We start from the raw sequence: 22,267 nt of genomic DNA, 5'->3' as shown, positions 1-22,267 counted from the left end.
CCTCGCGCTCGTCGAGGGGCACAGCGTGAGCGGATCATCCCACCGGCCCGTGGACGACCTCGAGGCCCGGTCACGAAGGAGAAGGACACATCAATGGCTGAGATCTACTACGACAACGACGCCGACCTGACGATCATCCAGGGCAAGAAGGTGCTCGTGGTCGGCTACGGGTCGCAGGGCCACGCGCACGCGCAGAACCTGCGCGACTCCGGCGTCGAGGTCCGCATCGGCCTCCAGGAGGGCTCCAAGTCCGCTCAGCGTGCCCAGGAGGCCGGCTTCCAGGTCGTGACGCCCGCCGAGGGGACGTCGTGGGCCGATGTCATCGTCGTCCTCGCGCCCGACCAGGTGCAGCGGCACCTCTACGCGAACGACATCGCCCCGAACATCAGCGACGGCAAGGCGCTCGTGTTCGGGCACGGCTTCAACATCCGGTTCGGCTACATCCAGGCGCCGGCCGGGGTCGATGTCGTCATGGTCGCACCGAAGGGTCCCGGTCACACCGTTCGCCGCGAGTACGTCGCCGGACGCGGAGTCCCGGTGATCGTCGCCGTGGAGAACGACGCCACCGGGAACGCGTGGCCGCTCGCGCTCAGCTACGCCAAGGGCATCGGCGGTCTTCGTGCCGGTGGCATCAAGACGACGTTCACCGAGGAGACCGAGACCGACCTCTTCGGCGAGCAGGCCGTGCTCTGCGGCGGGGTCTCGCACCTCATCCAGGCCGGGTTCGAGACGCTGACGGCGGCCGGCTATCAGCCGGAGATCGCCTACTTCGAGGTGCTGCACGAGATGAAGCTCATCGTGGACCTGATCTGGGAGGGTGGAATCTCGAAGATGCGCTGGAGCGTCTCTGACACAGCCGAGTACGGCGACTACGTGTCGGGGCCGCGGGTGATCGACGATCACACCAGGCAGGCCATGAAGGGCATCCTCGACGACATCCGGTCCGGCGCGTTCGCCGAGCGCTTCATCGCCGATCAGGATTCAGGCGCCCCCGAGTTCCTGAGGCTCCGCAAGGAGGGCGAGGACCACCCGATCGAGTCGACCGGGCGCGAGCTGCGCAAGCTCTTCGCCTGGAACGCGTCCAACGACGACGACTACGTCGACGGCGAGGTCGCCCGCTGATCGCGGTCCCGTTCCGTCGGTTGAGCTTGTCGAAACCGGCCACTCTCGCCGGTTGAGCTTGTCGAAACCGGTCTGACGAGGGCATCGGTTTCGACAGGCTCAACCGGCGGTGGGGGCTCGACCGGCGGTGGGCTCGACCGGCGGTGGTCACGGCGACCACTACAGTTGTGTGTGATCACGCCCCGACGCCCCCTGGCGCGCGGGCGCTCGTCCCGCTTCCGTGCTCGTCCTCCCGAGCTCTCCTCTCCATCGAAGGGTCATCTTCCGTGTCGAAACCGGTCGTGTTGCTCGCCGAAGAACTCTCGCCCGCCACCGTCGAGGCACTGGGCCCGGACTTCGAGGTCCGCACCGTCGACGGCACCGACCGGCCCGCGCTGCTGGAGGCGCTGTCGGACGCTGACGCCGTGCTCGTCCGGTCCGCGACGAGGGTCGATGAGGAGGCCATCGCCGCTGCTCCGAAGCTGAAGGTGATCGCGCGGGCGGGCGTCGGCCTGGACAACGTCGACATCAAGGCCGCCACCGCGGCCGGGGTGATGGTGGTGAACGCGCCGACCTCCAACATCATCTCGGCTGCGGAGCTGACCATCGGCCACATCCTGTCGCTGGCACGGCACATCCCCGCGGGGAACGCCTCGCTCACTGCCGGGGAGTGGAAGAGGTCGAAGTTCACCGGAACCGAGCTGTACGAGAAGACGATCGGCATCATCGGCCTCGGCCGCATCGGCGCGCTCATCACGGCTCGACTGCAGGCCTTCGGCACCACGATCGTCGCGTACGACCCGTACGTCACCTCGGCGAGGGCGCAGCAGCTGGGGGTGCGGCTCGTGAGCCTCGACGAGCTGCTGCAGAGCGCCGACTTCGTCACCATCCACATGCCGAAGACGCCTGAGACGATCGGCATGATCGGCGATGACCAGCTGGCGCTCATGAAGCCCAGCGCATACATCGTGAACGTCGCCCGTGGTGGCCTGATCGACGAGGACGCTCTCTTCCGGGCGCTGACGACAGGCACCATCGCCGGCGCGGGCCTCGACGTCTTCTCGACCGAGCCGCCGCTGGACTCCCCGCTGCTGGGTCTCGAGAACGTCGTGCTCACCCCGCACCTGGGCGCGTCCACGGCCGAGGCCCAGGAGAAGGCGGGCGTCTCTGTAGCCCGCTCGGTGCGCCTGGCCCTCTCCGGCGAGCTCGTCCCGGATGCGGTCAACGTGGCCGGCGGAGTCATCGATCCGTACGTGCGGCCGGGCATCCCGCTGCTGGAGAAGCTCGGCCAGGTGTTCAGCGGCCTCGCGAGGAACAGCCCGATCACCAGCGTCGACGTGGAGATCCGTGGCGACCTCGTGGACTACGACGTGAGCGTCCTCAAGCTGGCGGCGCTCAAGGGGATCTTCACGAACATCGTCAGCGAGAACGTGTCCTATGTGAACGCCCCGCTGCTGGCCGAGCAGCGCGGCATCGAGGTGCGTCTCATCACCGACTCGACGAGCGAGGATTACCGCAACGTGCTCACCCTGCGCGGCGCCCTCGCCGACGGCTCACAGGTGTCGGTCTCGGGCACGCTCACGGGCCCCAAGCAGATCGAGAAGATCGTCGGGGTGAACGGCTACGACGTGGAGGTGCCGCTCGCCCAGCACCTCATCGTCATGGTCTACGACGACCGGCCGGGCATCGTGGCCGTCTACGGGCGGGAGTTCGGTGAGGCGGGCATCAACATCGCCGGCATGCAGGTGGCGCGCACCACCGCCGGTGGCAAGGCGTTGAGCGTGCTCACGGTGGACTCCCCGGTGCCTGAGGGCATCCTCGAGTCGGTGCGCGCGGCGATCGAGGCCGACCTGCTGCAGGCCATCGACATCGCGGCCGCGTAGGCGCATCCGATGAGCCGGAGGCGGCGGTTCGCGCAGGTCGACGTGTTCGGCGCGCAGGCGCTGCTCGGCAACCCGGTCGCCGTGGTCGTCGACGCCGAGGGGATGCCGGATGCTCAGATGGCCGCCTTCGCCCGGTGGACGAACCTGTCGGAGACCACCTTCCTCCTGCCGCCGACCGACCCGGCCGCCGATTACCGGCTGCGCATCTTCACGCCGGGTGGCGAACTCCCCTTCGCCGGGCACCCCACGTTGGGCAGCGCGCACGCCTGGCTGGCCGCGGGCGGCGTGCCACGCGGCACGGACACCATGGTGCAGGAATGCGGCGTGGGTCTCGTGGAGCTCCGTCGTGATGGTGATCGTCTCGCGTTCGCGGCACCGCCGCTCGTCCGCTCCGGCCCCGTCGATTCCGAGACGCTCGCGCGTGCCGTGGCCGCGCTCGGGATCCGACCGGGCGACGTCGTCGCCGCGGAGTGGGTGGACAACGGCCCGGGATGGCTGGCGGTGCTCCTGCGCTCGGCCGACGAGGTGCTCGCGTTGCGTCCCGACTTCGCCGCGATGCGCGGCATGGACGTCGGCGTCGTCGCGCCCCTGCCGCCAGACTCCGACGCCGATCTCGAGGTGCGGGGCTTCGTCCCTGGCCTCGGGATCCCCGAGGACCCGGTGACCGGGAGCCTCAACGCGGGCATCGCGATGTGGTTGATCGGCTCAGGCTTCGCGCCCGACCGCTACGTCGCGTCCCAGGGCACCGTGCTGGGTCGTGTCGGGCGGGTGCACGTGGAGCGCATCGGCGACCGCTACTGGATCGGCGGCAGCACGCGAACGGTGGTCGACGGGCTCGCGGCCCTCTGAGTCGCCGAGCGGCACTCGACGGCCGCGTCTCGGTCGCGGTGCGATCGCCGGGGTCCGCGGCGGCCGTAGGCTGGTATCCCAACCGGATCGCCCGTGCGCGGCGTCGGTCGCATGTCGAGAAGGAGTTCCATGTCCCGTCAGGTCAGGCTCGCCGTCATCCCGGGCGACGGCATCGGTCCGGAGGTGGTGACGGAGGCGCTCAAGGTGCTCGACGCCGTCGCCGACCCCGCGGAGGTCGTCTTCGAGAAGACCCGCTTCGAGCTCGGCGCAGCACGATACCTGGCGACCGGTGACGTGCTGACCGACGACGACCTCGCAGCGATCGCCCGGCACGACGCCATCCTGCTCGGCGCGGTCGGCGGAACACCGGGCGACCCGAGGCTCGCCGGGGCGAACATCGAGCGCGGACTGCTGCTGAAGCTGAGGTTCGCGCTCGACCACTACGTCAACCTGCGTCCGACCGCCATCCTGCCCGGGGTCGTCAGCCCGCTCGCCGATCCTGGCCACGTCGACTTCGTCGTCGTGCGCGAGGGCACGGAGGGGCCCTACGTCGGCAACGGCGGGGCGATCCGCGTCGGCACACCGCACGAGATCGCGAACGAGCTGTCGGTGAACACCGCATTCGGGGTCGAGCGGGTGGTGCGCTACGCGTTCGAGCAGGCGCGGAGACGGCGCGGGAGGCTCACCCTCGTGCACAAGACGAACGTTCTGGTCAACGCCGGCGGTCTGTGGAAGCGGATCGTGGACGAGGCGGCGGCCGAGCATCCGGATGTCGTCGTCGACTATCTGCACGTGGACGCGGCGACGATCTTCCTCGTGACCGATCCTGCTAGATTCGATGTCATCGTCACGGACAACCTCTTCGGCGACATCCTGACCGATCTCGCGGCCGCGATCAGCGGCGGCATCGGTCTCGCGGCATCCGGCAACATCAACCCGGAGGGCGCGTTCCCGAGCATGTTCGAGCCCGTGCACGGCTCGGCACCGGACATCGCCGGCCAGGGCAAGGCGGATCCGTCCGCCGCGATCCTCTCCGTCGCGCTGATGCTGGATCATCTCGGCTTCGCGGACGCCGCGTCACGTGTGCGCGCAGCCGTCGCGGCGGACCTCGCCGAGCGGTCGGGTCCGCGCCGCACGGCCGAGATCGGCGACGCGATCGCCGCTCGGCTGGCGGGCTGAATCGCCGCGAGGACGAGCGGCCCGCTGACGTAACCTGTTCTCGACGCGCCACGCATCGCGTCGTCCGACCTTGATTAGGGGAACATCGATGACCATCCCGCTCACGGACATCACGCCGCTCACCTGGCAGGTCACGCCCAACCCGGCACCGCGCAGCCCGGCGGAGCGGGAGAGGATCCTGGCCGATCCGGGGTTCGGCCAGTACTTCACCGACCACATGGTCGACATCTGCTGGTCGGTCCGTGGCGGCTGGCATCGGCCGCGGGTCAGCCCCTACGGGCCGATCCAGCTCGAGCCGGCCGCGGCCGTGCTGCACTACGCGCAGGAGGTCTTCGAGGGGCTGAAGGCGTATCGCCACGCGGACGGATCGATCTGGACGTTCCGCCCGGAGGCCAACGCCCGCCGCATGCAGCGCTCCGCGCATCGGCTGGCGTTGCCCGAGCTTCCCACCGAGTACTTCATCGAGTCGCTGCGTCGGCTCATCGAGCTGGACGGCGACTGGGTGCCCTCCGCGCCCGAGACGAGTCTCTACATCCGCCCGTTCATGTTCGCCAAGGAGGCTTTCCTCGGCGTTCGGCCGGCGGACAAGGTCGCGTTCTACGTCATCGCGAGCCCGGCGGGTCCGTACTTCACGGGTGGCATCGCGCCCGTGTCGATCTGGCTGTCGGACGCGTACTCCCGCGCGGGTGTCGGGGGCACCGGCTCGGCGAAGACCGGCGGCAACTACGCGGCGAGCCTCCTGCCGCAGGCCGAGGCACACGAGCACGGCTGCGCCCAGGTGCTGTTCCTGGACTCGGTCGAGGGGAAGTTCCTCGAGGAGCTCGGCGGGATGAACGTGGTGCTCGTCTACCGCGACGGCACCCTGGTGACGCCCGCGTCCGCCTCGATCCTCGAGGGCATCACGCTCGACTCGATCCTGCAGCTGGCCCGCGATCGCGGTCACCGGGTGGAGCAGCGTCCGGTGTCCATCGACGAGTGGAAGGCGGGCGAGGCATCCGGCGACATCACCGAGGTGTTCGCCTGCGGCACCGCGGCGGTGGTGACCCCGATCGCACAGCTGAAGGCGCGGGACTTCACCATCGGATCCGCCGACGCCCCGGCCGGCGAGCTCACGATGTCGCTGCGTCGCGAGCTCACCGACATCCAGTACGGGCGTGCGGAGGACAGGCACGGCTGGCTCACGCGACTGGACGCCTGAACCCGTGAAGATCGCACGTTTTCGGCACGGGGGAGCGCTGTCGTTCGGGATCCTCGACGAGGACGAACGTGAGTGGGTCGTGCTCGCCGGTGATCCGAAGTACGCCGGCTACGACACCACGGGGGAGCGGATCGCGCTGTCGGACGCGACGCTGCTGGCGCCCGTGCTGCCTCGGTCGAAGGTCGTCGGCATCGGGCGCAACTACCGGGAGCACGCGGAGGAGATGGGATCGGAGGCTCCGGAGTCCCCGCTGATGTTCCTCAAGCCGAACACGTCGGTCATCGGCCCCGACGATGCGATCGTGCTGCCGCCGCAGTCGCAGCGCGTGGAGCACGAGGGCGAGCTCGTCGTCGTGATAGGCCGCATCGCGAAGGACGTCAGCGCGCGGAACGCGTTGGATTACGTCTTCGGCTACACGGCCGGCAACGACGTCACCGCCCGCGACCTGCAGCGCGCGGACGGCCAGTGGGCGCGCGGCAAGGGGTTCGACACGTTCTGCCCGCTCGGCCCGGTGATCGAGACGGACTTCGACGTGGCATCCGCGACCATCGAGACGAAGGTGAACGGCGAGCCGCGGCAGACGGGCCGGACGGCGGACCTGATCCACGGCATCCCGGAGCTGGTGGCGTACGCGGCCGGCGTGTGGACGCTGCTGCCAGGCGACGTGATCATGACGGGCACCCCGGCGGGCGTCGGCCCTCTGGCGGCGGGCGACCGCGTCGACGTGACGATCAGCGGCATCGGAACGCTCTCGAACCCGGTGCGGGCGAAGGAGACGAGCGCACCCTAGACTTCCGGCATGGCGGAGGGCTGGGGCGACTTCTTCGTCGCGGTGGCCGGCGCTGCGGCGGCGCTCGCGGGTCTGATCATCGTGGCGATGAGCGTCACGATCAAGGAGATCATCGCCTCGCGCACGCTTCCCTCTCGTGCCGGCGCGACGGTGAGCTCGATGGTGCTCATCCTGGTGCTGGCGATCCTGGGCCTGATGCCGCATCAGACCGATGTCGTGCTCGGGCTCGAGATCGTCCTCGCCAGCGCGATCGCACTCCTGCCGGTGCTGCTGATGTCCCACCGCGTGATCACCGACCGCACCTATGCGGCGGGCGTCGCCACGCGAGTGTCGCGCGTCGCGATCGGGGTCATCCCGGTCGCGCTGGCGCTGGCCGGGGGAGTGGTCGTGATCGCCGGGTCCTCGGCCGGACTGTTCCTGGTCGCCGCCGCCATGGTCCTGGTGTTCGTGACGTCGATGCTGAACGCCTGGGTGCTCCTGGTGGAGATCCAGCGCTAGGGGGAGCGGACCGATCGGCGGCCTTCGGTCCCCGTAGAATCGAGGCGATGTCCGAGACCCCAGCACCGGCCGCGTATCCGTTCAGCTCCGCCACCGGATCCCAGGTGCGCGTGCGCTTCTGCCCTTCGCCCACCGGCACACCACACGTGGGACTGATCCGCACGGCACTGTTCAACTGGGCGTATGCCCGGCACACCGGGGGCAAGCTCGTCTTCCGCATCGAGGACACGGATGTCGCGCGAGACAGCGAGGAGAGCTACGAGCAGATCCTGGAGGCTCTGAGGTGGCTGAACCTGGACTGGGACGAGGGCGTCGTCACGGGGGGCCCGGACGGCCCCTATCGGCAGTCGGAGCGCAGTGAGGTGTATGCGGCCGTGCTCGACCGGCTCATCGACGCCGGCCACGTCTACGAGAGCTATTCGACCCCGGAGGAGATCGAGGCGCGCAACGTGGCCGCGGGGCGACCGCGGCAGCACGGGTATGACAACGGGGATCGCGACCAGACCGATGAGCAGCGCGAGGCCTTCCGCGCCGAGGGACGCCGCCCCGCCCTCCGACTTCGGGTGCCCGACACGGAGCTCGGATTCCACGATCTCGTGCGCGGTCCGATCACGTTCCCGGCCGGATCGTTCAGCGACTTCGTCGTCGTGCGCCCCAACGGACGGCCGCTCTACACCTTCGTCAACCCGGTCGATGACGCCCTGATGCGGATCACGCACGTGTTGCGCGGCGAGGACCTGCTGCCGTCCACGCCGCGGCAGATCGCGCTCTACCGTGCGCTCATCGATGTCGGGATCACCGACTTCATCCCGCAGTTCGCGCACCTCCCCACCGTGCTGGGCGAGGGGAACAAGAAGCTGTCGAAGCGCTCGCCCGAGTCGAACCTCTTCCATCACCGCGACCGCGGCTTCATCCCCGAGGGGCTCGACAACTATCTCGCCCTGCTCGGATGGGGGTACTCGCACGACCGCGACGTCTTCACCCTCGACGAGATGGTGGAGAGGTTCGACGTCGTCGACGTGAACCCCAACCCGGCGCGATTCGACCTGAAGAAGGCCGAGTCCATCAACGCCGACCACATCAGGATGCTCGACACGGCCGACTTTGCGCGGCGTACGATCCCCTACCTCGTCGCGGCCGGCATCCTCACCGAGCCGCTCACCGACCGCCAGCGTGCCGTGCTCGACGCGGCCGCCCCGCTCGTGCAGGAGCGCGTGCAGCTGCTCGGCGAGACCCCGGGCATGCTCGGCTTCCTCTTCACCGATGCCGCGGCCCTCCGATACGAGGAGGACGCGCTGGCCGGGCTGCCGGAGAACGCGGTGCCGGCGCTCGAGGGCTCGATCGCCGCGCTCGATCGTCTCGCCGAACACCTCTGGGAGCACGAGGGCATCGAGGTGACCCTGCGGGTTTCGTTGATCGAGGTGCTGGGTCTCAAGCCGCGGGTCGCGTTCGCGCCGCTCCGGGTTGCCGTGAGCGGTCGTCGTGTCTCCCCGCCGTTGTTCGAGTCGATGGAGATCCTCGGCAAGGCCGAGACCCTCGCGCGCCTGCGTCGGCTGGTCGAGCAGCTGGCATCCTGATCGGGCCCCTCTGAGGCCACCGCGTTTTGAACGCCACTGCGCCGTGCGGTAAAGTTGACGCTCGTGCCGCCTCCGCTGCGGTGCGTGCCGGGCAGCATCCCGGCCGTCGGCCAAGGCCGATGGGGTATGGTGTAATTGGCAACACGGCTGATTCTGGTTCAGTTGTTCTTGGTTCGAGTCCAGGTACCCCAGCACTGAGATCGTTGAGTTTCCGCCTCTAAGCAGGCAGCTCCGAACTCCTCTCGGAGAGGCCGTTTCGGCTCAGGTGACCGCTTTGGTGACCAGATTGGCTCGAACCCGCTGGTTGAGCGAGCGAAGCGCGTCGAAACCACGGCAGATTGCGGGCGCATGCGGGGGAGCACGGGCGCACCTGCCCGTCATGGAGCCGACGCCTGCTCTCCCCGTCTTCCTCACCCAGCGCGAGGTCGCTGAGGCGCTGCGCCTGCCGGAGCGCACGCTGGAGGACTGGCGGCAGACCCGGCAGGGGCCGCCTTACGTGAAGCTCGGCCATCACGTCCGCTACGAGCAGGCTGAGCTGCTCGCCTGGGTGCGGGAGCGACGACATGGCTAGGCGCCGCATCGCCGCCGGCGAGCTCGGCGACATCCAGCTCACCCGTCTGGCAAACGGCACCTGGCGAGCACGAGCGCGCACCCGAGACGACGCCGGCGAACTGCACCAGCTGCGTGTCGTCGCGGACACCGAGGACGAAGCGTGCGCAGAGATCACCCGCCGCGCCACAGCCCTGAGCAGTTCGGGGTACATCGGGCTGACCGCATTCGACACCGTCGCTGACGCCTGTGCAGCCTGGCTTGCCCAAGTGCGGGTGCGCGCCCAGGCTGGGGCGCTCAGCTTCTCCACCTACGAGTCCTATGAGCAGACCGCACGGCTGCTGCTCGTGCCCCGTTGCGGCGGCATCACCCTCGGTGCGCTGACCGTCGGGCGCTGCGACCGGATCATCCAGGCCGCCTTCCTGGAGCAGTCCCTCTCCGCTGCCCGCCGCATCCGCTCGGTGCTCGGGCTCGTGTGCGGCTACGCGGTGCGCGACGACGCGATCCCGTTCAATCCGGTGCGCGACGTGCAACGCCTGCCGTTGCCCGAGAAGAAGACAACGGTGCTCACACCGCCGCAGATCGCGGGTATCCGCGAGTTGATGGAGCGCTGGCGCGAGGACAGCGGCATGGGCCCGCGCCCGAACTATCGCGCGCTCATCGACGGCATGGACATCATGCTCGGCACCTCCGCCCGCGTCGGGGAGTGCATCGGCTTGCGCCGCTGCGACGTCGACATGACCACGAACCCGCCGACGCTGCTCATTGACGGCACGATCACGCAGACCCGCGAGCTGGGCGTGCGACGCAAGAACGCGCCGAAGCGCACCCGGCAGCGGCGCAGGATCGCCCTGCCGAGCATGGCCGCTGCCGCTGTGCGACGCCGGCTTGCGCTGGCGGATCGTGGCGCCGAGGCGCTGCTGTTCCCAACCGCGACCGGGTCGCCGATGAGCGTGAGCAACTACGAACGACTGTTGCGCTCCTTCGTTGACGACAACCGCGGCGCGCTCACCGCAATCGGCGTCGACCCGGATCGCTACTCCACGCACATTTACCGCCGTACGGTTGCAACCCTCGTCGAGCAGGCCGCGGGCATCACGCTCGCCTCACGCCTGCTCGGCCACGCGAACGAGCAGATCACCCGCGCCAGCTACGTCGTCTCCGCCGAACAGGTCGACCCGATCACCGTCGACATCCTCGACGCGGTGCTGGGATGCTGAGCACGCATTGTCTTCCTATCCGCATACAGGTAGCATTGATCTGTCATCAGTTAGGAGGAGTCGTGGCAACGATTGAGCTCGCACCCGCATTCACTCTCGATGATGCGCGTGCGACTGGCCTGCGCAAGGACCAGATCTACGAGCTGCTCGAACGGGGTGAGATCGAGCGCGTGGGCCGCGGCGCATTCGTGCGCCCGATCGCGGTCGACCCTGCGTTCGCCACGATTGCGGCCGCAACGGCTGTGAACGCCGCCGCAACGCTGTGTCTGACGAGCGCGCTCGTGCACCACGAGCTGAGCGACGCCATCCCCTTCGCCACGGACATCGCACTGCCTCGGGGGACCCGTCACCCGGCGGGCTTCGCGCACGCGAGCTGGCACAGCTTCGATGCCGCGACCTTCGACATCGGCCGCGAGCAGATCGACGCAGGAGAAGGAATCAAGGTGTCGATCTATTCGGCGGAGCGGACGATCATCGACGCGTTCCGCCTCATGCACCAGGAAGGCAGCGACGTGGCCCACGAGGCGCTGCGGCGCTGGCTGCGGCGCCGCGGGAACTCTCCGGCAGCTCTGCTGAAGATGGCGCGCTCATTCCCGAAGGCATCGCCCCGGTTGCGGGTGGCGTTGGAGGTGCTCCTGTGACGCCGCCTGCGCCGAGGCGAGACACTCCGGAAGGCCGCGCCTACAACGACCTTCGCAACCTTGCGAAGCGCCATGGCCGGGAGCCGTCCGAGTACTTCACGCTCTACGCGTTGGAAGGCTTCCTCACCCGTCTCGCGGCCTCACCGAACGCGGAAGACTTCGTGCTCAAGGGCGGCGTGCTCATGGCCGCCTTCGCCGTTCGTCGTCCGACTCGCGACATCGATCTCGCCGCCCTCGGTTTCGCCAACGAGGTCGCCGAGGTCGAGCGGCGGATCCGCGATGTGCTGGCGAACCCAGTGGAGGACGGGCTCTCCTTCGACCTTGAATCGGTGTCGGCTGCGGAGATCCGGGAGGACGCTGCCTACAGCGGTGTGCGCGTCCGCGTGGTCGCACGACTGGTCTCGGCAGTCATCGCTCTGCACGTTGACGTGAACTTCGGCGATCCGATCTGGCCGGCGCCCACCGAAGCCGAGCTCCCGCTGCTGCTCGGCGGCGTGCTCCGACTGCGCGGCTATCCCGACCATATGGTGCTCGCAGAGAAGATCGTGACGGCGATCGATCGTGGCGAGCAGAACACCCGATGGCGTGACTTCGTTGACATCGCCGCGATCACCCGGACGCGTCAGATAGCCGCCCGTGACCTGCGCGAGGCGCTCAATAGCGTCGCTGCTTACCGCGGTGTCACGCTCGAACCGCTCGCGCCTTTGCTTGCGGGGATGCCAGTCCTAGCCCAGCGCAAGTGGGCGACCTGGCGGAAAAATCAGTGGTTGATCGACTCGACGCCCGAGCAGTTCGAGGAGCTTCTCGCGGAGTGCACGGCGTTCGCCGATCCGGCGCTGGGCGGCGCGGGCTCCGTACGCTGGGATCCGGAAGCGAGGGAGTGGCGGTAGCACTAGTTGAGCGCTTCACCCCTCTCAGCGCGCGTGCCTGTCAAGCTGTGAGTACGTGAGCCCTCATTGCGGCGAGATCGGAGGTGAATGGCTGCTGAGAGATCGGGAGATTCCGGAGGCGTGCTATTGCGAGACGAACGAGCGCGTGCCTATTGTGTCGAAGTAGTTGGCGCTGAGGCCGGGGCGAGCGTGGGGCGTTCCTCATCGCGAAGATCGTCCATTTCTCTGGAAATGGCGGTGGTGCCAAGTTGGCACCACCGTAAGAGGGCCGGTGGGGCCACCGTGGCACCGCCGTCGGCGGTTGCCCCGCCCTAGGCATGGACGGCCCCGCCACGGTGGCGGCACCGTGAGATCTATGTCGACTCCGCGCGTGTCGCGCGAAAGCTCGGTGGTGTCATGTCTCCTTCAGCTGTGCTTCAAGGTCATCGGTAGTTCATCAGCCAAGGTGCACGCGCTGTACCGGCCAGCCTGTCGAATCGGGCGAATGCCGGCGGTGCGGCATAGAGCGAATCCGTGACGAGCCTCTTGCCGCGGTCGGAGCTTCAAGAATTTCGCCGCGAGGACCTTCCTGAGCTACCACGCCTCTTGCAGATCGAGGATAACGATCCCGATATAGCCTCGCCCTATGACAGACGCAGACTCCGTTGGGGCTCCCATTGGGATCATCGTGCCCACGCTGTTCTCTGGCCGGGTCGAGGACTACAGTGCGTTCGATCAGCGCGTCATTCAGACGGCGCTCGCTTGGCAAGTCCGTGGCGAGCAGGCGACGTTTCAGGAGATGCGCGCGATTAGCCTTCGAGTTCAGCCCAACCGCGCCTATGTGCTCTACGGTCGCATCGCTTCGGCGGGGGAGCAACTCGGTCTAGCGGGTGCTGCTTACCGCGACGCATGCGCATGGCTCAGCAGCGTTCACTCCGATAACGAGGTTCGTCCTCCTGCACGCGCGCTCGCCGAGATCGCCAGCTACTATGCCTTGGCCGCAGCCCATGGGCTGGTCAACGTGACTGCGCGCTTGCTCGCGTTCGATAACCGTAGCCGAGCGGTGCTCACGCAGCGATTCAAAGCGAGCAAGGGGTTCCCTCCTTTCGATGAGAAGACCGACCACTGGCTGGCTTTCAACGCGGGATCCGTGACTGGGCTGGAGCAGGCCGTCGACCATCACAGGGATGAAGTCCGAGAGATCGTCGGACTTCTGCGGACGCTCGTGGAGGACGACCGATGGACCAGACTCGTTGAGCGCCGAAACACTGACTTCCACCGTTGGCGCCCGCAGTCGGTTGCCGGTGGAGTAGAACCTGCCAGCCCGTGGATTGAGGCCGAGGCCGACGGCGAGAGATTCAGCGTGCTCACCGTGTATCAGGGTGAAACGCTTCAACCTGACGACCACCGTCTTCTCATCGCCGAGGCCGGGCGGGCACTCGATGCTCTGGAAGCAGCGATGCGCGCGTGGAATGAGTTGTTCGACTCGGCCGAGGAGCGCGTGACCACGTTCGTCCTCGCCGAGGCGATGAGCGGCGTCCAGTTCTATCGAGATCGAGAGCCCCGGTAGAAGTCCTGTGGTGAGGAAAGTTACCTTGGGCTCCGATCGTTTAGAGCTCAAGGTTCGACTTTTCAATAGCCGTTTAGCGTCTGGACGTCTCAATCAACGAGAGTGCGGCCGGGATCTCGTTGTGCCCGACCGAGGACCGCTGGGGCTTGATGGGACGCGTCGAAACAGTCCTTGAAGCTCCTTGTGGGTCGAGGTACGCCGCTCTTGACCTTCCGGCAACGCAGCGTTATTTCATTCAATCCGAGTACGCGTCTGCGCCCCGCAGCATATGCGGAGCACCTGATCTGCAAGAAGCGTGGTACTTCCGGGGCGAGCTGTGGTCCGGGACGCCGCGAGCGAGTCAATAGGATCAACCTTGTGTCGGTATTGAGGATGAAGGCCAAGTTCTGATGACACCGACGACAAAGGAAGCGCAGCGCGCCGAGCTGCACAAGACGATCTGGCGGATCGCGAACGATCTGCGGGGCTCCGTCGACGGTTGGGACTTCAAGTCCTACGTTCTGGGGATGCTGTTCTACCGCTACATCAGCGAGAACCTCGCCGCCCACTTCGACCGTGCCCAGTACGCGACTGGCGACGCGACCTTCTCCTACGCGAGGCTGCCTGATGCAGAGGCGGAGCCGGCGCGGGAGGTGACCGTCGAGGAGAAGGGCTTCTTCATCCTGCCCTCCGAGCTGTTCGTGAACGTTCGTGCCCACGCGCGGCACGACGAGAACCTCAACGAGAGGCTCGACGCGGTCTTCAAGCACATCGAGGGCTCCGCGGCGGGAGCCGCGAGCGAAAAAGACTTCAAGGGGCTCTTCGCCGACCTCGACGTGAACTCCCCGAAGCTCGGCCCCACCGTGCAGCGGATCAACGAAAAGCTCGTCAAGCTGCTGGAGGCGATCGGCGACCTGCCGCTCGGAAGCTTCGAGGACAACACGATCGACGCCTTCGGCGACGCCTACGAGTACCTCATGCAGATGTACGCATCGAGCGCGGGCAAGTCCGGTGGAGAGTACTACACACCTCAGGAGGTCTCCGAGCTGCTCGCGCGCATCACGGTGGCGGGCAAGTCCGAGGTCAACAAGGTCTATGACCCGGCGTGCGGCTCCGGTGGCCTGCTGCTCCAGTTCGCCAAGGTGCTCGGCAAGGAGAAGGTCCGGCAGGGCTTCTACGGTCAGGAGATCAACCTGACCCCGTACAACCTCGCCAGGATCAACATGTTCCTGCACGACATCCCCTACGAGAAGTTCGACATCGCCCACGGGGACACGCTTCTCGATCCGCGCCACGATGACTTCGAGCCCTTCGAGGCAATCGTCTCCAACCCGCCCTACTCGATCAAGTGGCCCGGCGACAGCGACCCGGTGCTCATCAGCGACCCGCGCTTCGCCCCGGCCGGCGTGCTCGCCCCGAAATCGGCGGCCGACCTCGCCTTCACGATGCACATCTTGTCGTACCTCGCGGTCGATGGCACCGCGGCGATCGTCGAGTTCCCCGGTGTGCTGTATCGCGGTGGCGCGGAGCAGAAGATCCGCAAGTACCTGATCGACAACAACTACATCGACACGGTCATCCAGCTCCCGCCCGATCTGTTCTTCGGCACCGGCATCGCGACCTGCATCATCGTGCTCAAGAGGTCGAAGAAGACCAACGACGTGTGCTTCATCGATGCCTCGAAGCTCTTCACCCGCGTCGGCAACAAGAACAAGCTGCTCGCTGCGCACCGCGACCGCATCATGGAGGTTTTCACCGAGCGGGCGGATGCCGACTACCTCGTGAAGCTCGTCTCCTCCGCCGATCTCGCCGAGAACGACTACCGACTCTCCGTCGATGCCTACGTCGACAAGGAGGATACGACCGAGGCGATCGACATTACCGAGCTGAACGCCCGGATCGCCGGGATCGTCACCCGCCAGGTCGAGCTGCGCACGCAGATCGACGCGATCGTCGCCGAGCTGGAGGCTGACGAATGAGCCGCATCGATGATCTCATCCGCGAGCTGTGCCCGGATGGGGTGCCATTCAAGACCCTCGGTGAGGTCGCCGACTATTCGCGGACGCGCGTCGACGGTGCGCTATTGGACGAGCATTCGTTCGTCGGCGTCGACAACCTCCGACCGAACCGCGGGGGACGAGTTGAATCATCCTTCGTTCCGTCATCAGGTCAGGTGTCGCAATACCTGCCCGGAGACGTCCTGATCGGGAATATCCGACCATACCTGAAGAAGATCTGGCTTGCTGCGGGGTCCGGCGGTCACTCCGGCGATGTGCTTTCGGTGCGGATTCGCTTTGAGAACGTAGGGTTGATCGAACCGCGGTTTCTTTACCAGTTGCTCGCGTCGGACCTGTTCTTTGCGTACGACACAAAGTTCGCCAAGGGCGCCGCGATGCCTCGCGGAGACAAGGCGATGATCCTCAAGTACAAGATCCCCGTTCCTCCTGTCGAAGTGCAGCGGGAGATCGTTCGGGTGCTCGACTTGTTCCAGACGCTGGAGGCGGAGCTGGAGGCGGAGCTGGAGGCTCGGCGGCGTCAGTATGCCTACTATCGGAACCAGCTTCTGAGCTTCGCAGAGGCTCCCCAGAGGGTCCGATGGGTTTCGATGGGTGAGCTATACGAGTCCTCTTCCGGACTTTCGAAGAACGCCGATCAGTTCGGCTTTGGCCAGCCGTTCCTGTCCTTCAAGACAGTGTTCAACAATCTGGCCGTTCCCTCTGAACTTCAGAGTCTGGTTAATTCGACCCTGGCGGAACAGGGTCGTTATTCGGTCAGAGCTGGTGATGTATTCGTCACGAGGACCAGCGAGGACATTGACGGACTGGGCATGGCGTGTGCTGCGCTTGTGGACTACCCCAAGGCAACGTTCAACGGCTTCACGAAGCGGCTTCGCCCCAAGCGGGTTGGTGCTATTGATGCGCAATTTGCCGCTTACTGCTTCCGGTCGTCTCTACTCAGACGGCAGATCGCGAAGAAGGCGATTCTGTCAACGCGTGTCAGCCTTAATGACGAAATTCTCCTAGGGCTGCGCATCCCGCTCCCGCCGCTTGACGAGCAGCGGCGGATCGTCTCGATCCTCGACAAGTTCGATGCCCTCGTGAACGACCTCTCAATCGGCTTGCCCGCCGAACTGGAGGCCAGGCGGCAGCAGTACGGGTACTACCGGGATCGGCTGCTGACGTTCCAGGAGGTGGCATGATGGGGAAGCACATTGAGGTCTTCCTCGTCGAGGGGGTGCCGGGCGGGATCACGACGGCGGAGATCGTCGGCTGGACCGGCCATGTGCTCTTCGGCCCGCGCTCGGACCTCGGTGACCTGCTCAAGCGTCCGGAGGCACAGCGGAACGGCGTCTACCTCCTGCTCGGCGATGATGATGAGGCGCTCGGCGGAGTGCGCTGCTACATCGGGCGGACCGAGAGCTTCGCGAGGCGATTCGCGGACCACAAGGCGAAGCCGTCGAAGGAGTTCTTCGATCGAGCTGTGCTCGTGTCGGCGAAGGACGACGCGCTCACGGAGGGGCACTGGGGCTACCTGGAAGCCCGGCTCGTCGAGCTGGCGCGCCAGGCGAAGCGCGTCGACCTGAGCAACATCCAGACCCCACAGGGCCGCAAGCTCTCCGAGGCACAGGCGTCAGATATGGAGGCGTTCATCGGGCAGCTCGAAGTGATCCTCCCCGTTCTCGGGGTCGACGCCATCAAGGTCAGGCCCGCTCCTGACAGTCCGAAGGCGGCCTCGATCGAATCGCCGATCTTCCGCCTCGAACTTAAGAAGTCTGGGGTGAGTGCACTCGCGCAGCAGGTGGGCGACGAGTTCCTGGTGCTCGAAGGTTCGAGAGTGGTGGCGTCCTGGAACGCCACCGGCACCGCGGACAGCACGAGACGTGCGTACAGCGCGTACCGCAGCCAGCATCAAAAGCTCGTGGCCGATGGCTCGATCGCGGTGCAGGGGAAGGTCGGAACGCTGACCCGCGACATCCCGTTCCGATCGCCGTCCGCTGCGGGAGCGGTGGCGCTCGGCCGGTCTTGCAACGGTCGCAAGGAATGGGTCAGCGACGCAGGCATCTCTTACGGCGCCTGGGAGGATCGGGGTCTCGGTGACTGATCTTCCAGCCCTGCGGTATGAGCCAATCGCGGTCTCCAGCGAGTCGACGGTCGTCGCGGAATTCACGCCGGAGCCGGCCGTGGTCGCCGCCTACCAGTCGGAGGCGCAGCTCGAAGAGGCGTTCATCGGGCAGCTCGTCGCGCAGGCGTATGAGCGGCTCCGCATCACGTCCGAGGCCGAGTTGGTGGCGAACCTGCGGGCGCGGCTCGAGGCGCTGAACGCTTTCACCTTCACTGATGAGGAGTGGGCGCGGTTCTATCGCGATGAGCTGGCCCGCGACTCGGACGGCATCGTCGAGAAGACGGCGCGCATCCAGGAGAACCACATCATCGCGTTCCGGCGTGACAACCGGACGACGAAGAACATCGCGTTGCTGGACAAGCGAAACATCCACAACAACGTGCTCCAGGTGCTGAACCAGTACGAGGTCGATGGCGCGGAGGCGGCAAGCAGGTCCACCCGCTACGACGTGACGATCCTCGTGAACGGCCTGCCGCTCGTCCACGTTGAGCTGAAGCGCCGCGGAGTGCCAATCCGCGAGGCGTTCAATCAGATCGGCCGTTACCAGCGCGACAGCTTCTGGGCGGGGAGCGGGCTGTTCCAATATGTGCAGCTCTTTGTGATCTCCAACGGCACGCAGACGAAGTACTACTCGAACACGACCCGCGAGCGGCACATCGACGAGTCCGCGCGCACCAGGGGTGGCCGGGGCAAGCAGACCTCGAACAGCTTCGAGTTCACGTCGTGGTGGGCCGCGGAGAACAACCAGCCGATCGAGGACCTAGTCGGTTTCACCAAGACGTTCTTCGCGAAGCACACGCTCCTCAACATCCTGACGAAGTACTGCGTCTTCGACACCGACCGGATGTTGCTGGTGATGCGGCCGTACCAGATCGTCGCCACGGAGAAGATCCTCCAGCGCATCGTCACGGCCACGAACGCGAAGCAGCTCGGCAAGGTCGAGGCCGGCGGCTACATCTGGCACACGACTGGCTCGGGCAAGACGCTCACCTCGTTCAAGACCGCGCAGCTCGCCTCCCGGATGCCGGAGGTCGACAAGGTACTCTTCGTCGTCGATCGCAAGGATCTCGACTACCAGACGATGAAGGAGTACAACCGCTTCGAAGAGGGCGCCGCGAATGGCAACACCTCGACCGCGGTGCTCACCCGGCAGCTCGGCGATCCGACGAAACGGATCATCGTCACGACGATCCAGAAGCTCTCGGTCTTCGTCGAGCGGCACAGGCAGCACCCGATCTACGGGCAGCACGTTGTCGTCATCTTCGACGAATGCCATCGCTCACAGTTCGGCGACATGCACGCGGAGATCACGAAGGCGTTCCGTCAGTATCACCTCTTCGGCTTCACGGGTACGCCGATCTTCGCGGTGAACGCCGCCAGCGGTGGCAAGGTGCATCTGCGCACGACGGAGCAGGCGTTCGGCGAGAAGCTGCACACCTACACGATTGTCGACGCGATCCGCGACCGGAACGTGCTGCCGTTCCGCATCGACTACATCGACACGATCAAGGCGCCGCCGGTGATCACCGACAAGCAGGTGCGGGCGATCGACACCGAGCAGGCGTTGCTCGCCCCGGAGCGGATCGCGGGGGTCGTCGAGTACATTCGCGAGCACTTCGACCAGAAGACCCAGCGGCACGACACCTATGACTTCCGCGGCCGTCGCGTCGCGGGCTTCAACGCGATCTTCGCGACGGCTTCCATCGATGCGGGCCGCCGCTACTACAACCAGTTCTCCTGGCAGCAGCAGAGCATCCCCGAGGCGCAGCGTCTCAAGGTCGCGATCGTCTACAGCTACGCGGCCAACGAGGCCGAGTCGGACAGCGACCTGCTGCCCGACGAGGCGATGGACACCGACCGCCTCGACAAGGTCTCACGGGACTTCCTCGAAGACGCCATCAACGACTACAACGAGCTGTTCCGCACGAACTTCTCGACTAGCGGGGACGGCTTCCAGCGGTACTACGTCGACCTCACCCAGCGGATCAAGAACCGCGAGATCGACCTCGTGATCGTGGTCGACATGCTGCTCACCGGCTTCGATGCGACGACGCTGAACACGCTCTTCGTCGACAAGAACCTCCGGCAGCACGGCCTCATCCAGGCGTTCTCGCGTACCAACCGCATCCTGAACTCCGTCAAGGCATACGGGAACATCGTCTCGTTCCGGAACCTGGAAGAGGCGACGAACGACGCCATCGCGCTCTTCGGCGACAAGGACGCGCGCGGTATCGTCGTGCTGAAGCCCTTCGCCGACTACTACGGCGACTACCAGGCGCTCGTCGACCGTCTGCTCACCGAGTTCCCGCCCGGCGAGGCGCTGTTCGGTGAGCAGGCCGAGAACGCCTTCATCGCCCTCTACGGCGACATCCTGCGGCTGCGGAACATCCTCACCGCGTTCGACGAGTTCGCCGGCAACGAGATCGTTCCGGAAGGCGTGCTCCAGGACTACCAGAGCCGCTACGTTGACCTCTACGCCGAGCGCCGCGAGCGGACGAAGGTTGACAAGGAGGCGATCACCGAGGACGTCGTCTTCGAGATCGAGCTGGTCAAGTCCGTCGAGGTCGGCGTCGACTACGTGCTCATGCTGGTGCGCTCCTACAACGACGGCCGCGGCAAGGACCTGAAGGCCGGCAAGGAGATCACGGCCTCGATCACCCGCGCCCTCGACTCCTCGATCACGCTGCGTTCCAAGAAGGACCTCATTGAAGCCTTCGTCGCGTCCATCGCGGTGAGCGCGGATGTCGACGAAGAGTGGCGGCGATTCATCGCGGAGCGCAAGGCCGAGGAACTCGCCGAGATCATCGAGCGAGAGTCCCTCAAGCCTGAGGAGACACGAGCGTTCATGGCCGCCGCGTTCCGCGACGGTAGCGTGCAGACGGGAGGGACGGCCATCGGCCGCCTCCTGCCCCCGATGCCGCGCTTCGGCGCCGGTGCGGCCGCACACTACGTCGAGAAACGCACGGCCGTCCTCGACGCGCTCCTGGCCTACTTCGAGCGATTCTCCGGGCTCGGATAAGGGGGCTCGATGGAAATTCAAGAGTGGCTCCCGTTGCTGAACAAGGCATACCGTCGGTGGATCGAGAGTCATCCGTATGCGGCGCTCGCTGAGCCTGTACTTGAGGAGATCGCCGAGGTCGGCGGTCCATCTCGGAATGATCCTTACTGGTCACGTGAGTCGCTATGGGGGTACGTCAACCAAGTCGATCCTCGCTTCCTCCCGAGGGAAGCTGTCGAGTGGATTCATAGCCTCCCTGATCGCTATCGGGACCCGGACGCCGGAAAACCGCATCCGAGTGCGGCGTACTTCAAGAATCAGGGACGCTGGAATCGGTGACCACCTTGGTGACCAGATCGACCTTAGGAGCGACCAGATTGGCCGTCATCGGCCGATACGCGTCAGTACACTCAACTTCATGAGAACCGTGAAATCACGCGGATTTTCAACGATTCTCGGCCGCAGCCGCGGCGAGCCCGGAGCCCTCAGAACTTCTATGTTCTGACCGTTCTAGCCCGCGCAACGACAACTATCGCACGCTGATATGGCTCGTCTTCCTGTCGCACTTTTTCGGGAAGACTCTCGAAGGGAACCAGCGACTCGTGGCTGGGCTCACGCCCGAGCATCCACACCGACCATGCATCGTGGACATTAGCGAGGGTGGTCTCGACTCCTCGTGTGAGGACAAGGAGCGCGTATAAGCGATACAGGACTTGTGCGTCGTTGTCCGGGCGTAACTCCGCTGGAATCGCCTGCTTGATTTCGCTGGCGACCTGGTCGAGATAGTTCATAGGAACCCAATCACAATCAGCGCCAGATACAGCACGGCGAACACCGCGGGCATGACGCGTTCCACCGTACCGAGTTCTGCGTACCGGCCACGCCACCGCTTGATGTTCTCATCGTGCTTCAGGTGTGCCCACTCGTCTGAAAACGGACGGACCTCGAAATAGTCAGCTTCAATCTTGTTGATGACCTTGAACTTCGCGGTGTTCAGGTCGCGGTAGCTGCGAAGCTGCATCCACCAGATTGTGCTGACCGCAAGACCGCAGATGCCGAGCACCAACGTAACCCACGGATCGAGACCCGCAGATGCGCTTGCGGACAGCAGGAGCGTGATCGATGCAGGTATGCCGAGCAGAAGCGTTTCGACCGCCAGATAGAACTGGTTCGCCTGGCCGCGTCGCGCCGATACACGGTCGGCCATCTCGACAGCCATTTTGTACATGTCAAACGCTTCGAGA

Annotated in this window: 19 protein-coding genes and 1 tRNA gene; 18 read left to right on the top strand and 2 right to left on the bottom strand. The window is 66.0% G+C overall.

Translation table 11 applies throughout. From position 1 onward, the window contains the following. Nucleotides 1-93: 93 nt before the first annotated feature. The 18 genes from ilvC (at nucleotide 94) to VGC18_RS12805 (ending at nucleotide 21,044) form a co-directional block, all read left to right on the top strand. Nucleotides 94-1,122 carry a ketol-acid reductoisomerase gene (gene ilvC / locus VGC18_RS12890; RefSeq protein WP_331098003.1) on the top strand — a complete coding sequence of 343 codons (1,029 nt, stop codon included), beginning with the start codon at nucleotides 94-96 and terminating at the stop codon, nucleotides 1,120-1,122. Nucleotides 1,123-1,388: 266 nt separating this feature from the next. Continuing rightward, entirely contained in the window at nucleotides 1,389-2,984 is a 1,596-nt protein-coding gene (gene serA, locus VGC18_RS12885; RefSeq protein WP_331098001.1) for a phosphoglycerate dehydrogenase, read from the top strand. 9 nt (nucleotides 2,985-2,993) lie between these two features. Beyond that, complete coding sequence (locus VGC18_RS12880; RefSeq protein ID WP_331097999.1) at nucleotides 2,994-3,833, top strand: PhzF family phenazine biosynthesis protein; 840 nt, start codon at nucleotides 2,994-2,996, stop codon at nucleotides 3,831-3,833. A 129-nt stretch (nucleotides 3,834-3,962) separates the two neighbouring features. Next, nucleotides 3,963-5,012 carry a 3-isopropylmalate dehydrogenase gene (locus tag VGC18_RS12875; RefSeq protein ID WP_331097997.1) on the top strand — a complete coding sequence of 350 codons (1,050 nt, stop codon included), beginning with the start codon at nucleotides 3,963-3,965 and terminating at the stop codon, nucleotides 5,010-5,012. An 88-nt stretch (nucleotides 5,013-5,100) separates the two neighbouring features. After that, nucleotides 5,101-6,210 carry a branched-chain amino acid aminotransferase gene (locus tag VGC18_RS12870; RefSeq protein ID WP_331097995.1) on the top strand — a complete coding sequence of 370 codons (1,110 nt, stop codon included), beginning with the start codon at nucleotides 5,101-5,103 and terminating at the stop codon, nucleotides 6,208-6,210. Nucleotides 6,211-6,214: 4 nt separating this feature from the next. After that, nucleotides 6,215-7,000, top strand: a complete 786-nt coding sequence (locus VGC18_RS12865; RefSeq protein WP_331097993.1) for a fumarylacetoacetate hydrolase family protein — start codon at nucleotides 6,215-6,217, stop codon at nucleotides 6,998-7,000. 9 nt (nucleotides 7,001-7,009) lie between these two features. Next, entirely contained in the window at nucleotides 7,010-7,498 is a 489-nt protein-coding gene (locus tag VGC18_RS12860; protein WP_331097991.1) for a hypothetical protein, read from the top strand. Nucleotides 7,499-7,545: 47 nt separating this feature from the next. Next, entirely contained in the window at nucleotides 7,546-9,075 is a 1,530-nt protein-coding gene (gene gltX / locus VGC18_RS12855) for a glutamate--tRNA ligase (RefSeq protein ID WP_331097989.1), read from the top strand. Nucleotides 9,076-9,195: 120 nt separating this feature from the next. Beyond that, nucleotides 9,196-9,267: transfer RNA gene (locus VGC18_RS12850), tRNA-Gln, on the top strand. Between the two features lie 187 nt (nucleotides 9,268-9,454). Further along, complete coding sequence (locus VGC18_RS12845; RefSeq protein WP_331097987.1) at nucleotides 9,455-9,646, top strand: helix-turn-helix domain-containing protein; 192 nt, start codon at nucleotides 9,455-9,457, stop codon at nucleotides 9,644-9,646. Beyond that, complete coding sequence (locus VGC18_RS12840; RefSeq protein ID WP_331097985.1) at nucleotides 9,639-10,844, top strand: tyrosine-type recombinase/integrase; 1,206 nt, start codon at nucleotides 9,639-9,641, stop codon at nucleotides 10,842-10,844. Before VGC18_RS12845 ends, VGC18_RS12840 begins: the two co-directional genes overlap by 8 nt. Nucleotides 10,845-10,906: 62 nt before the next feature. Further along, a complete protein-coding gene (locus VGC18_RS12835; RefSeq protein WP_331097983.1) occupies nucleotides 10,907-11,485 on the top strand; it encodes a type IV toxin-antitoxin system AbiEi family antitoxin domain-containing protein in 579 nt (192 codons plus the stop codon). Beyond that, nucleotides 11,482-12,375, top strand: a complete 894-nt coding sequence (locus tag VGC18_RS12830) for a nucleotidyl transferase AbiEii/AbiGii toxin family protein (RefSeq protein ID WP_331097981.1) — start codon at nucleotides 11,482-11,484, stop codon at nucleotides 12,373-12,375. The genes VGC18_RS12835 and VGC18_RS12830 overlap by 4 nt, the downstream gene beginning before the upstream one ends. A 625-nt stretch (nucleotides 12,376-13,000) precedes the next feature. Beyond that, on the top strand, nucleotides 13,001-13,924 hold the full coding sequence (locus VGC18_RS12825) for a hypothetical protein (protein ID WP_331097979.1): 924 nt from the start codon (nucleotides 13,001-13,003) through the stop codon (nucleotides 13,922-13,924). Between the two features lie 389 nt (nucleotides 13,925-14,313). Further along, on the top strand, nucleotides 14,314-15,882 hold the full coding sequence (locus tag VGC18_RS12820) for a type I restriction-modification system subunit M (RefSeq protein WP_331097977.1): 1,569 nt from the start codon (nucleotides 14,314-14,316) through the stop codon (nucleotides 15,880-15,882). After that, nucleotides 15,879-17,102, top strand: coding sequence for a restriction endonuclease subunit S (locus VGC18_RS12815; protein ID WP_331097975.1), 1,224 nt, complete (start codon nucleotides 15,879-15,881; stop codon nucleotides 17,100-17,102). Before VGC18_RS12820 ends, VGC18_RS12815 begins: the two co-directional genes overlap by 4 nt. Further along, complete coding sequence (locus VGC18_RS12810) at nucleotides 17,102-18,004, top strand: GIY-YIG nuclease family protein (RefSeq protein ID WP_331097973.1); 903 nt, start codon at nucleotides 17,102-17,104, stop codon at nucleotides 18,002-18,004. Before VGC18_RS12815 ends, VGC18_RS12810 begins: the two co-directional genes overlap by 1 nt. Next, on the top strand, nucleotides 17,997-21,044 hold the full coding sequence (locus VGC18_RS12805; RefSeq protein ID WP_331097971.1) for a type I restriction endonuclease subunit R: 3,048 nt from the start codon (nucleotides 17,997-17,999) through the stop codon (nucleotides 21,042-21,044). The genes VGC18_RS12810 and VGC18_RS12805 overlap by 8 nt, the downstream gene beginning before the upstream one ends. A 473-nt stretch (nucleotides 21,045-21,517) precedes the next feature. Here the strand turns inward: VGC18_RS12805 and VGC18_RS16225 are convergent, their stop codons facing one another. Together VGC18_RS16225 and VGC18_RS12800 are read right to left on the bottom strand one after the other, a co-directional pair. After that, nucleotides 21,518-21,814 carry a DUF7701 domain-containing protein gene (locus tag VGC18_RS16225; RefSeq protein WP_422653762.1) on the bottom strand — a complete coding sequence of 99 codons (297 nt, stop codon included), beginning with the start codon at nucleotides 21,812-21,814 and terminating at the stop codon, nucleotides 21,518-21,520. Next, nucleotides 21,811-22,251, bottom strand: coding sequence for a RipA family octameric membrane protein (locus VGC18_RS12800; RefSeq protein WP_422653763.1), 441 nt, complete (start codon nucleotides 22,249-22,251; stop codon nucleotides 21,811-21,813). The genes VGC18_RS16225 and VGC18_RS12800 overlap by 4 nt, the downstream gene beginning before the upstream one ends. Between the last annotated feature and the right edge of the window lie 16 nt (nucleotides 22,252-22,267).

It is taken from the genome of Lacisediminihabitans sp., assembly GCF_036404185.1.
Taxonomy (GTDB): domain Bacteria; phylum Actinomycetota; class Actinomycetes; order Actinomycetales; family Microbacteriaceae; genus Lacisediminihabitans.
This window is presented reverse-complemented; position numbering and strand designations above follow the sequence as displayed.